Origin of the sequence: Flavobacterium sp. FlaQc-30, assembly GCF_044005885.1 — a bacterium.
Classification (GTDB): domain Bacteria; phylum Bacteroidota; class Bacteroidia; order Flavobacteriales; family Flavobacteriaceae; genus Flavobacterium.
The window spans coordinates 405,373-417,957 of the sequence record NZ_JBIPCO010000001.1 but is presented as its reverse complement, the minus strand read 5'-3'; the positions used below and the strand labels follow the sequence as shown (position 1 = coordinate 417,957).

At 35.5% G+C, this 12,585-nt stretch carries 8 protein-coding genes; 3 read left to right on the top strand and 5 right to left on the bottom strand.

Annotated features, from left to right (window positions below):
- Positions 1 to 107 precede the first annotated feature (107 nt).
- From leuB to leuC, 5 genes are all read right to left on the bottom strand, one after another.
- A complete protein-coding gene (leuB, locus tag ACHRV0_RS01755) occupies positions 108 to 1,163 on the bottom strand; it encodes a 3-isopropylmalate dehydrogenase (RefSeq protein ID WP_395439715.1) in 1,056 nt (351 codons plus the stop codon).
- 107 nt (positions 1,164 to 1,270) lie between these two features.
- Entirely contained in the window at positions 1,271 to 2,794 is a 1,524-nt protein-coding gene (locus tag ACHRV0_RS01750) for an alpha-isopropylmalate synthase regulatory domain-containing protein (protein WP_395439714.1), read from the bottom strand.
- Positions 2,795 to 2,838: 44 nt separating this feature from the next.
- Positions 2,839 to 3,411 carry an O-methyltransferase gene (locus tag ACHRV0_RS01745; protein ID WP_395439713.1) on the bottom strand — a complete coding sequence of 191 codons (573 nt, stop codon included), beginning with the start codon at positions 3,409 to 3,411 and terminating at the stop codon, positions 2,839 to 2,841.
- 107 nt (positions 3,412 to 3,518) lie between these two features.
- A complete protein-coding gene (gene leuD, locus ACHRV0_RS01740) occupies positions 3,519 to 4,115 on the bottom strand; it encodes a 3-isopropylmalate dehydratase small subunit (RefSeq protein WP_395439712.1) in 597 nt (198 codons plus the stop codon).
- Between the two features lie 144 nt (positions 4,116 to 4,259).
- A complete protein-coding gene (leuC, locus tag ACHRV0_RS01735; protein ID WP_129022587.1) occupies positions 4,260 to 5,654 on the bottom strand; it encodes a 3-isopropylmalate dehydratase large subunit in 1,395 nt (464 codons plus the stop codon).
- A 602-nt stretch (positions 5,655 to 6,256) separates the two neighbouring features.
- Between leuC and ACHRV0_RS01730 the strand changes: the two genes are divergently transcribed.
- The 3 genes from ACHRV0_RS01730 (at position 6,257) to ACHRV0_RS01720 (ending at position 12,481) form a co-directional block, all read left to right on the top strand.
- Positions 6,257 to 6,676 (top strand): DUF417 family protein, encoded by a 420-nt coding sequence (locus tag ACHRV0_RS01730; protein WP_395439711.1) that lies wholly within the window; start codon positions 6,257 to 6,259, stop codon positions 6,674 to 6,676.
- Between the two features lie 165 nt (positions 6,677 to 6,841).
- Positions 6,842 to 11,374 (top strand): DNA polymerase III subunit alpha, encoded by a 4,533-nt coding sequence (gene dnaE, locus ACHRV0_RS01725; protein ID WP_395439710.1) that lies wholly within the window; start codon positions 6,842 to 6,844, stop codon positions 11,372 to 11,374.
- Positions 11,375 to 11,551: 177 nt separating this feature from the next.
- Positions 11,552 to 12,481, top strand: a complete 930-nt coding sequence (locus ACHRV0_RS01720) for an outer membrane beta-barrel protein (RefSeq protein WP_089053755.1) — start codon at positions 11,552 to 11,554, stop codon at positions 12,479 to 12,481.
- Positions 12,482 to 12,585 lie beyond the last annotated feature (104 nt).

Sequence of the window (12,585 nt, the reverse complement as noted above, 5' to 3'; positions counted from 1 at the left end):
AAAGTTGATCCCTTTTTTTTATGTGGTAATTTTTCTGTAGAGGCGCACTGCAGTGCATCTAACATACCGAGGAGACGCACTGCAGTGCGCCTCTACGATAAACATAATTATACATTCGCAGCTAACCAGTCACCAACTTCTTTAGTGCCGTATGCTTTGCCACCATCGGCTAAATCTTCAGTAACTATTCCTGCTTCTAAAGCTTTGTTTACAGCGTCTCTCATTGCTTTTCCTTCTTCCATCAATCCGAAGTTTTCGAACATCATAGCGGCAGATAAAATAGTAGCCATTGGGTTAGCGATGTTCAATCCAGTTGCTTGCGGATAAGAACCGTGAATTGGTTCAAACAAAGATACTTCAGCTCCCATAGAAGCAGAAGGCATTAAGCCCATTGAACCTGAAATTACAGAAGCTTCATCTGTTAAAATATCTCCAAATAAGTTTTCTGTAATTAATACATCATAAGAGTTTGGCCATTGAACCAAACGCATTGCTACAGCATCAACAAATTCGTAGCTAACTTCAACCTCTGGATACTCTTTTTCCATTGCCTGAACTGTTTCTCTCCATAAGCGTGAAGTTTCTAAAACGTTTGCTTTGTCAACGCAGCATAATTTTTTAGAACGTGTCATCGCTAATTCGAAACCTTTTTTAGCTAAACGCTGAACTTCTGCTCTTGTGTAAACACAGTTGTCGTAAGCGGTATCTCCGTTATCTTTTCTTCCTTTTTCTCCAAAGTAAATTCCGCCAGTTAATTCTCTTAAGAAAACTAAGTCAGTTCCTTCGATTCTTTCTCTTTTTAATGGAGATTTATCTAATAATGAAGGGAACGTAAAAGTTGGTCTTACGTTTGCGAACAAACCTAATGCTTTACGCATTTTTAACAAACCTTGTTCTGGTCGTACTGGAGCAGAAGGATCGTTATCATATTTAGGATGGCCAATTGCTCCAAAAAGAACGGCATCAGCATTTTTACAAACTTCGTGTGTTGAATCTGGATAAGGTTCGCCTACAGCATCAATTGCGGCAGCACCGGTTAAAGCTGGTTTCCAAGTGATTTCATGTCCAAATTTTTGTGCAATAGCATCAGATACTTTTACAGCTTCATTTATTACTTCTGGTCCGATTCCGTCTCCGGCTAAAAGGGCTATGTTTAATTTCATTCTATATGTGTTATTTAAGGTTCATAGTGGCAAAGGCTCAAAGGTTCAAAGGTTTGGAACAAGATTTTAAAACCTCTGTTCCTTTGCGCCTCTGAACCTTTGTACCTCTAATCGGCAATTACATTCAGCATTTTTTGCGTTGCGATGATCGCCGCAACAGTTTGATCAGAATCTAATCCGCGGGTTTTAAATTCTTTTTCGTTGTTTGTCCACGTAATAATGGTTTCGCACAACGCATCAGAACTACTTCCTGGTGGGATTCTAACTGCGTAATCAATTAATTTTGGAAGCGTTAATTTTTTGCTTTTGTAAATCTTAGACAAAGCATTCATAAAAGCGTCAAACTGACCATCTCCCTGCGCATTTTCTTCGATGATTTCATCGCCAAATTTTAAACACAAAGTCGTAGACGGACGCATTCCTTTTGAGTGTACTAATATATAGGACTCAATTTTTATTTTTTCTTCGTAAGTATGACTATCCAAAACATCTGAAATAATGTATGGAAGATCTTCCTTAGTTACAGTTTCTTTTTTATCGCCCAATTCGATAATTCTTTGGGTAACCAATTTCAAATCTTCGTTGTTTAGTTTTAAACCTAATTCCTGAAGGTTTTTTTCGATATTGGCTTTTCCAGAAGTTTTTCCGAGAGCGTATTTTCTTTTTCTTCCGAAGCGCTCCGGAAGCAAATCATTAAAATATAAATTGTTTTTATTATCGCCATCAGCATGAATTCCAGCTGTTTGTGTAAAAACATTATCCCCAACGATTGGTTTGTTAGCCGGGATTCTATATCCTGTAAAAGTTTCCACCAATTTACTTACAGAATATAAAGAAGTTTCTTTGATGTTTATGCTTACTTCTGGCAAATAATCGTTTATAACGGCAACAGTGCTTTCAAGCGGTGCATTTCCTGCTCGTTCTCCCATTCCGTTTACCGTTACATGAAGTCCGTTTATGCCGGCTTTTATAGCTTCCATAACATTGGCAACACTTAAATCGTAATCGTTATGCGCATGAAAATCGAAATGAACATCAGGATATTTTGTTCTGATTTTAGAAATAAATTCAAAAGCCAAGGACGGAATTAAAACGCCTAAAGTATCAGGAAGTAGAATTCTTTTTACTGGCTGCGTCGACAAGAAATCCAGAAATTGAAAAACATATTCAGGAGAATTTCGCATTCCGTTGCTCCAATCTTCTAAGTAAACGTTCGTTTCAATATCATTTTCTTTCGCTAAAGCGATAATTTGTGCAATTTCAGAAAAATGCTGTTCAGGTGTTTTCTTTAGTTGATGTGTTAAGTGATTCATTGAGCCTTTGGTCAATAAATTCTGCACTTTGGCACCGGCTTTTTTCATCCATTCAATCGAAACGCCTCCATCAACAAACGACAGTACTTCAATTCTGTTAATATATCCTCTTTCTTCAGCCCAGGAAGTAATGCCTTTTACAGCTTGAAATTCTCCTTCACTTACACGTGCCGAAGCAATTTCGATTCTATCAATATTTAATTCCTCCAACAACAATTGTGCAATGGTTAGTTTTTCTGCAGCAGAAAAAGATACTCCCGAGGTTTGTTCGCCATCACGGAGTGTTGTATCCATTATTTCAATTTTTCTTTTTTCCATTATTATATTGTTAGCTTTTTAATGATAAGCTGATAGTTTGTATTTTATTTTTTTGTTATCAGAATCAAACCTGTTGACCAGCACATTTTTGTAAGTTGAATGTCATTTCTTTTTTCTAAATCTTGAATAAGAATTTCGACATTTTTATCATGATTTTTTGGCCAGTTTTTTTGCGGTAACATATCATCGATTAAATAAATTCCTCCTGGTTTCAATAGTTGCAAAGTTTCTTCTAGAACAGCATATTTGCCGGGCCAGGCATCAGCAAAAATTAAATCAAACTTTTCTCCGTTGTAATTTAAAATCCATTTTTCGGCATCATCGCAAACAAAAGAAACGTTTGATTTTTGAAAATACTTTTTGGCAACATTTTGATATTCTGCCAAATTATCAATGGAAATTAAGTTTGAATTTTCGTTCATTCCTTCAATCATCCATGCAAGCGATAATCCTGTTCCAGTTCCTAATTCTAAAAAGTGACCGTCTTTTTTGGATGCAATTAATGTTCTTAGAAAGCTTCCTGTTTGTAAATCTGACGGCATTGAAAACGAAATTTTTTCAGAATCAATCTTGATTTCTGAATAGAATTTAGGTAAAACAATGTTGTTGTCGTTCATTCTGAGCTTAGTATCGATTCAAAAAATAGTTAAAAAGCAGTTACTAAGGTCAACCTTGGCTGAGCTTGAGTAACTGCTTTTTGGGTTGGTTGTTTTTTGGTTGTTGGTTAGTAAGGAAGTTTATCGGCAAAAGCCACGATATCTTCTTTGATATTTTGTAAATAATCAATGTCATCAAAGCCATTAATCATGTTGTTCTTTTTGTATCCGTTGATCGCAAAAGATTCTTGTTGTCCTGTAGACAATAAAGTAATTGTCTGTTCTGGAAGATTTATTTCTAATTCTGTTTTTGGATCAGCTTCAATCGCTTTGAAAATAGTTTCAGCAAATTCAGGGCTAACCTGAACTGGCAGAACACCAATATTTAAGCAGTTTCCTTTGAAGATATCTGCAAAGAAACTTGAAACTACAGCTCTAAAACCGTAATCGTAAACTGCCCAAGCAGCGTGTTCTCTTGAGGATCCAGAACCAAAGTTTTTTCCTCCAACAAGGATTTTTCCAGAATAAGTAGAATCGTTTAAAACGAAATCTGCTTTTGGAGTATCATCACCGTTATATCTCCAGTCTCTAAAAAGGTTGTCTCCAAAACCTTCACGTTTTGTAGCTTTTAAGAAACGAGCCGGGATGATTTGATCTGTATCTACGTTCTCAATTGGCAGCGGCACTGCACTGCTGGTAAGTATATTAAATTTATCGTATGCCATTTTTTTTGCTTTAGGCTGTAGGCTGTAAGCTTTAGGCTTTTCCTACAGTGTATTAATTTTTTTTTGCTTTAGGCTATAAGCTGTAAGCCTTTTTAAGTTGCTGTAAAAAGCTTAAAGCCTATTGCTTAAAGCTTACAGCAGGAATTAGAATAATTCCCTCGGATCTGTTAGTTTTCCTGTAACAGCAGCTGCCGCAGCCATAATTGGACTTGCAAGAAGTGTTCTTGAACCAGGACCTTGACGACCTTCAAAGTTTCTGTTTGAAGTACTTACTGCATATTTTCCAGCAGGAACTTTATCATCGTTCATTGCTAAACAAGCAGAACAACCCGGTTGACGTAATACGAAACCAGCTTCGGTTAAAATATCCAAGATACCTTCTTCTTTAATTTGAGCTTCAACAACGTGAGAACCTGGAACTAACCAAGCGGTAACATTGTCTGCTTTTTTTCTTCCTTTTACAATTTCGGCGAAAGCTCTAAAATCTTCAATACGTCCATTTGTACAGCTTCCTAAGAAAACATAATCAATAGGTTTTCCAATCATCACATCATCTTCATGGAAACCCATATAAGCTAAAGATTTTTTGTAAGTTTCCTCACCGCCTTCAACTTCTTTTGCACTTGGGATATGTTTTGAAATACCAATTCCCATTCCAGGGTTAGTACCATAAGTAATCATTGGTTCAATGTCTGAAGCCTTGATGTTTAACTCAGCATCAAATACAGCATCAGCATCAGTTTTTAAAGTTTTCCAGTATTCAACAGCTTTTGTCCAAGCTTCACCTTTTGGAGCGTATAATCTTCCTTCAAGGAAATCGAAAGTAGTTTGATCAGGAGCGATCATTCCGCCTCGAGCACCCATTTCGATACTTAGATTACAAACTGTCATACGACCTTCCATAGTCATGTTTTCAAAAACATCACCAGCGTATTCAACAAAATAACCTGTACCTCCAGAAGTAGTTAATTGAGCAATAATATAAAGTGCAACGTCTTTTGGACCAACACCTTTGCTTAATTGACCATTTACGTTAATACGCATTTTCTTTGGTTTAGGCTGCATAATGCATTGTGTAGAAAGCACCATCTCAACCTCAGAAGTTCCAATACCAAAAGCAATAGCACCAAAGGCACCGTGAGTAGATGTATGCGAATCACCACAAACAATAGTAGCACCTGGCAAAGTTATTCCGTTTTCAGGACCAACTACGTGTACAATTCCATTTTTTTGGTGACCTAATCCCCAGTGTGAAATTCCGTATTCGTTTGCATTGTCTTCAAGAGCTTGAAGCTGATTAGCAGAAAGCGGATCTTGAACTGGTAAATGTTGGTTTATGGTTGGTGTATTGTGATCTGCAGTTGCAAAAGTACGTTGCGGGTATAAAACGTTAACGCCTCTTGATTTTAATCCTAAAAAAGCAACAGGACTCGTAACTTCATGAATGAAATGGCGGTCAATAAAAAACACATCTGGTCCATCTTCAATTTTACGCACTACATGTGAATCCCATACTTTGTCAAATAATGTCTTACTCATTTTTATTTTTTTTAAATGTAATTTCTATAACTACAGCATTTTCCTGTTCATTATAATAGCAAAACAAAAGTAAAAAAAGATACAAAGGCGTCAATTTCAATATTTCATTATATACGATACCCAAACTAAAATACAAATTGCGAAATGGCTTTTTTTGTCTTCAATTTTTGTCTAAAAATGTATAAGGAATTGATTTTGTTTTTCTTTTTTTGCTTAAATCCTACTTAATTGTTTTTTGTTTTGATAGTTTGCAAATTTATTTCAAAATAGCTGTGAAAAAGAGTATTTTGTTTGAAAATATGTAACAAATTGAGTAAAAATAGTAATAATTACCAGTTTTGGTTTCTTTTTTTTGTTTTTGAAATCAGACGTTTAAACACTTTTGCAGGCATTTAGAATTAGATTTTAGAAACGTTTTTAATGTCTTTTTTTAGATAAAATAATACGACATCCAAGAAGTGTATTTTTTTGTTTTTTAGAATGAAATTAAATGAAAATTAGAATATCATAATTGGTAAATTGATTGATTATGACAACTAGCTGACAATTACTTTCAAAAAGAACTTCTAATATTAAAACCTCTAATTTTAAATAAATATGCCATGAATTTAAATCAATTCGCTTACACATTAGGAGTTTTAGGAACAGTAATTATTTTAATCTGGGTAGGTCTTTTCAAATTTACTGTCGTCGAAGCCGAAGCAATAAAAGGTTTAGTCGAGAATCATTTTGCAATGAGCTGGATGTATAAAGTTATGTCAGTACAGCAGGTTTCTAATTTTATCGGAATTTTTGAAGTTCTTACTGGGCTGGGATTACTTGCTTCTTTATTTGTTAAGAGAATCGGCCTTTATGCAGGATGTGCTTCTGCTATTATATTTGTTACAACATTGAGTTTTTTAATTACAACTCCCGGTATTTTTAAAAGTCTAGAAGGTTTTCCTATAACTGATTTTTTTATTTTAAAAGATATTCCATATTTGGCGATTTCGTTAATGGTTTGTGTAAAAGGGAAGGAATAAAATAAGTGCTTTTCTTAACAAATTCACTAGCTGAATTGTTTAAAAAAAGACTAAATTTGAATTTCCTCTATTCTATATTTTACTATTTTGTATAGCGCATATAATCAATGTTTTATGTGTTGTGAAAGTTGGATTTTGGAACTTTAATTTTGCCTTTTTAAACTTATGTATTTAATATTCGATACCGAAACTACTGGATTACCAAAACGCTGGGATGCTCCAATAACTGATTCTGATAACTGGCCTCGCTGTATTCAGATCGCATGGCAGCTTCATGATGAAATGGGACAGCTTATTGAACATCAGGATTATTTGGTAAAACCAGATGGATTTAATATTCCGTATGATGCTGAGCGTATTCACGGAATCTCAACTGAATTGGCGGAAGCTGATGGAATCACGCTGGCAGAAGTTTTGGAGAAATTTAATATTGCTTTAAGTAAAACTAAATTTATTGTTGGTCAGAATTTAGGTTTCGATGTTAATATTATGGGAGCTGAATTCCATAGAATGGGTGTAGATTCGCCAATGAGCACAATGCCGGTTCTAGATACTTGTACAGAAGTTACGGCTTCATTATTGCAGCTTCCCGGAGGTCGTGGAGGAAGATTTAAATTGCCAACATTAACAGAGTTACACAGTTATTTATTTGATAAACCTTTTGCAGAAGCGCACAACGCAACTGCCGACGTTGAGGCAACGACTCGCTGTTTCTTGGAGTTAATTAGAAGAGAGGTTTTTACTAAAGAAGAACTTGATGTTCCAAAGGAATATTTCAAAGAATTTCAAGCTAGAAATCCGCAAGAGTTTCCATTAATTGGTTTAAAACACATCAATTTAAAAGCGGCTTCTGATAAAATCAGAGAGCAATTAAAAGCTTTAGAATCTGTTGGTAAAGAACCTGCAGTTTCGCATTCTGACAGAGAAGATTTTAAAGCAGCAAAATATTCGCATTTACACAATCATACACAGTTTTCGGTTCTTCAATCAACGATCGGAATTGGGAATATTGTTGCAACTACTGCTAAAAACGGAATGCCGGCTGTTGCCATGACGGATACTGGAAACATGATGGGCGCATTTCACTTTGTGAGCGCCGTTATGAACCACAACAAAGCAGCATCTGGAAAAAATAAAGCTTTGGTTGAAGCTGGAGAAGAACCTACGGAAACGGAGATTAAACCAATTGTGGGCTGTGAATTTAATGTTTGTGAAAACCATTTAGATAAAAGTAAAAAAGACAACGGAAACCAGATTGTATTGTTAGCCAAAAACAAAAATGGATATCACAATTTGGCTAAAATGTCATCCATTGCTTTTACGAACGGATTTTACTATGTTCCTAGGATTGATCGCGCGATTGTCGAAAAATACAAAGAAGATATTATGGTTTTGTCTGGAAATTTATACGGAGAAATTCCGAGTAAAATTCTGAACATTGGTGAAAACCAAGCTGAAGAAGCGTTAATTTGGTGGAAGGAACAATTTGGAGATGATTTTTACCTAGAATTGATGCGCCATAATCAGGAAGATGAAAATCGCGTAAACAAAACTCTGATTGAATTTTCGCAAAAGCATAATGTAAAGCTAATTGCAACCAATAATACTTATTATTTAAATAAAGAAGATGCCAATGCACACGATATTTTACTTTGTGTAAAAGACGGTGAGAAGCAGGCAACGCCAATAGGTCGTGGTCGTGGTTATCGCTACGGACTTCCAAATCAGGAATACTATTACAAGTCCGAAGAAGAGATGAAAAAACTCTTTGCCGATTTGCCGGAAGCCATTATTAACATTCAGGAAATTGTCGATAAAGTAGAAGGATATTCACTTTATCGTGATGTATTGCTTCCTAAATTTGATATTCCACAAGAATTTGTTGTTGAAGAAGATGAAGCTGATGGAGGTGTTCGTGGTGAAAATAAATACCTGCGACACCTTACAATGGAAGGAGCCAAAAGAAGATATGGTGAAATTACAGAATCAATTCAAGAACGTCTCGATTTTGAGTTATTAACGATTTCGAATTCAGGTTATCCTGGTTATTTCCTGATTGTACAGGATTTCATTGCCGAAGCTAGAAATATGGACGTTTCTGTAGGGCCCGGTCGTGGATCTGCAGCGGGTTCTGCCGTTGCCTATTGCCTCGGAATTACGAATATTGACCCCATTAAATACGATTTACTTTTTGAGCGTTTTCTAAATCCTGATCGTATATCGATGCCCGATATTGATATCGATTTTGATGACGAGGGTCGTGGACGTGTAATGGATTATGTAATCAACAAATACGGTCAAAAACAGGTAGCACAGATTATCACGTATGGTAAAATGGCAACCAAATCAGCAATTCGTGATACGGCTCGTGTACTGGATTTACCTTTATTCGAAGCCGATAGAATCGCCAAACTGATTCCAGGAATGATGCCAGGAAAATGGAATCTGGCGCGTTTCCTTTCTGAATCAGAGGATGATGTTAAAAAAGCATTAAAAGGCGCTGATGAATTTGAACTTGTAAAGGAATTAATCGCCATTGCCAATGAAGATGATTTGGCAGGAGAAACCATTCAGCAGGCAAAAATCCTTGAAGGGTCGATGCGAAATACAGGAATTCACGCCTGCGGGGTAATTATTACGCCGTCGGATATTACGAATTATGTGCCTGTTACGACCGCCAAAGATTCTGATTTATATGTAACTCAGTTTGATAACTCGGTTGCCGAAAGTGCAGGACTGCTAAAAATGGACTTTTTGGGTCTGAAGACCCTTACGCTGATAAAAGATACCGTAAAACTAGTAAAATATAGAACAGGAATTGATCTAGATCCTGATACTTTTCCGATTGATGATGAAGAAACGTATGCACTTTTCCAAAGAGGTGAAACGGTTGGAATCTTCCAATACGAGTCACCCGGAATGCAGAAATACATGAAAGATCTGAAGCCAACGGTTTTTGGAGATTTAATTGCGATGAATGCCTTGTATCGTCCAGGACCAATTGAATATATTCCGTCTTTCGTTCGAAGAAAAAATGGCGAAGAAGAAATCAAATACGATTTAGATGCTTGCGAAGAATACCTAGGAGAAACCTACGGAATTACTGTTTACCAAGAGCAGGTAATGCTTTTGTCTCAATCTTTAGCTGGATTTTCAAAAGGTGATGCCGATGTCTTGCGTAAGGCAATGGGTAAAAAGCAAATTGAAGTACTAGATAAAATGAAGCCAAAATTCGTTGAACAAGCTGCGGCAAAAGGTCACGATGCCAAAATTTTGGAGAAAATCTGGAAAGACTGGGAAGCCTTTGCGAGTTACGCCTTCAACAAATCGCACTCGACTTGTTATGCTTGGATTGCCTATCAAACAGCCTATTTGAAAGCACATTATCCTGCAGAATATATGGCGGCGGTACTTTCGAATAATATGAACGATATCAAACAAGTTTCGTTTTTCATGGAAGAATGTAAACGTATGGGATTACAAGTTTTGGGACCAGACGTAAATGAATCGTATTATAAATTTACGGTAAACGATGATTATGCAGTTCGTTTTGGAATGGGAGCGATTAAAGGTGTTGGTTCTGGAGCGGTTGAAACGATTGTAGAAAACAGAAAAGACGGAAGATATAAATCGATTTTTGATTTGGCGCAGCGAATTGATTTGCGTGCTGCCAATAAAAAAGCGATTGAAAACTTAGTGCTTGCCGGAGGTTTCGACTCTTTTGAAGGAACAACCAGAGCACAATATTTTCATGATGATGGCGACGGAATTACGTTTTATGAAAAAGCAATTCGATATGGATCAAAGTTTCAGGAAAATGAAAATTCATCACAAGTAAGTTTGTTTGGAGAAGCAAGCGAAGTGCAGATTGCAGAGCCAATTATTCCTGCATGTGAAGATTGGAGTACAATGGAAAAACTGGCAAAAGAAAAAGAAGTTGTTGGGATTTATATTTCCGGACATCCGCTTGATGATTTTAGATTTGAAATGAAGTATTTCTGTAATTCTCGACTAGAATCACTGAAAAGCATGAATGAATTTGTGGGTAAAAATTTAAACTTTGCCGGAATTATTAATAACGTTCAGCACCGTGTGGCAAAAAACGGAAAAGGCTGGGCAGTGTTTAACTTAGAAGGTTATGATGAAAGTTATGAGTTTAAGATTTTTGGAGAAGAATATCTTAAATTTCGACATTTCCTGATACAGAATAATTTTGCCTTTCTAAAAATACTAATAAAAGATGGTTGGGTAAACCATGATACGGGTAAAAAATCAGATCCAAGAATGCAGTTTGTCGAAATCAGACAATTGCAGGATATTATGGAGGCTTTTGCTAAAAAATTGATTGTTTTACTAAACATTCAAGATCTTCAAACTGAATTTATTCATAGATTAAGTCATTTATTTAATGAAAATAAAGGCGAAAATTCGGTGACTTTTGAGATTATGGAATTGGAAAAAATTAAACGACTTGTTGAGGTAGAAACTCCTGCTGATTTTGAAGAAAGCGATGATGCTGTTTTTGAAGATGGAAATGAAGATGCAGCGCAAGAAACCAAGATTCAGGAAGTAAATGAAATTGAAGAAATAAAAGTTGTTACCAAATTAACAATGCCAAGCCGAAGATTAAAGATTAGGATTTCTGCTGAGTTGCTTCAGGAATTAGAGAAATTACAGGTAAATTTTAAGCTGAACTAAATTTTAACAGTTAAAATTTAGAATAATGCATTTTTTTAGTGTTAAAATTATGCATGCATAATAGTTTTTTAGTAATATTGCTCCAAATTACAACGATTTCGTTCCAAGTCTAACAATGCAAATTATAAGAATATGTTAAAAAATTCTATGTTTGTATAAATTAATTAAATCAGAATTATGAAAAAGAACCTATTTTTATTAGGATTATTAGTTTGTTCTATGGCCACAATTGCGCAAACTGAAAAAGCAGACAAACCAGAAAGCTGGTATTTTAAATTGGGTGGATCATATTTCAACCAAACTGCTTCAACTGAGTTTCCAACAGTTGGAGGACATGATGCAATGAATAGAACTTATGTAGGAGGAAAATTAGTTTCTGAAAAAAGTATTACAGGTTCTTTTGGTCAAGGATTTAGAACTGGTATTACTGCTGGATATAGATTTAATACTCGTTTAGGAGTTGAGTTAGGAGCAAATTATTACACTAGTAATGATAAAACAATGGCGCAAACTACATCAGATATGCCAATTACGCCAAGCGGTGTATATAACTTTAAATCAGTAGGTCAAATTACTGCATTTGATATTGCTCCAGCTTTAGTGTTGTTTTTAGGAGAGCACAAAGGATTTGAGCCGTATACTAAAGTAGGTGTTTTAGTTCCAGTTCATGGAGATTTAGAAATTACTACAGATGCACGTGCTCCAATCGCTTTTAATCCAACTACAGGAGCACCAGTTGCTTTTGGAGATGTTCATAGTGTTGATAAAGTAAAACCAAATCCAACTATTGGATTTACAGCAGCTTTAGGAACTTCATACAAATTAGGAAAACATATTTCTGCTTTTGCTGAATTAGAATATAGAAACTTTACTGTACACGGTAAAACAAAAGAAACAACTGAATTTACAGTGAATGGTAATGATGCTTTAGCTACTAGATCAACAGCTCAAATTCATACAAATTATAGAGATGGTTTAGATGTTAATTCTAACAACGCTGCAACAAATCCAAACGGAGTTAATAAAGATAAACCAATGGATGAGTTAAGCTCTTATGTTGGAATCTCAGGCTTAGGTTTGACTTTAGGTCTTAAATACAGCCTATAATTTATAGAAGTTTTTTAGTTTTTAGAAAAGAGGATATTCTTAATGAATATCCTCTTTTTTTGTTTTTTTGTCATTTCGACTGAAAGGAGAAATCACACTAGAAA

What these genes read in the sequence shown, in the direction of transcription:
- leuB (WP_395439715.1), bottom strand. Translation starts at nt 1,163, where the DNA reads ATGAAATTAAACATAGCCCTTTTAGCCGGAGACGGAATCGGACCAGAA.
- ACHRV0_RS01750 (WP_395439714.1), bottom strand. Translation starts at nt 2,794, where the DNA reads ATGGAAAAAAGAAAAATTGAAATAATGGATACAACACTCCGTGATGGC.
- ACHRV0_RS01745 (WP_395439713.1), bottom strand. Translation starts at nt 3,411, where the DNA reads ATGAACGACAACAACATTGTTTTACCTAAATTCTATTCAGAAATCAAG.
- leuD (WP_395439712.1), bottom strand. Translation starts at nt 4,115, where the DNA reads ATGGCATACGATAAATTTAATATACTTACCAGCAGTGCAGTGCCGCTG.
- leuC (WP_129022587.1), bottom strand. Translation starts at nt 5,654, where the DNA reads ATGAGTAAGACATTATTTGACAAAGTATGGGATTCACATGTAGTGCGT.
- ACHRV0_RS01730 (WP_395439711.1), top strand. Translation starts at nt 6,257, where the DNA reads ATGAATTTAAATCAATTCGCTTACACATTAGGAGTTTTAGGAACAGTA.
- dnaE (WP_395439710.1), top strand. Translation starts at nt 6,842, where the DNA reads ATGTATTTAATATTCGATACCGAAACTACTGGATTACCAAAACGCTGG.
- ACHRV0_RS01720 (WP_089053755.1), top strand. Translation starts at nt 11,552, where the DNA reads ATGAAAAAGAACCTATTTTTATTAGGATTATTAGTTTGTTCTATGGCC.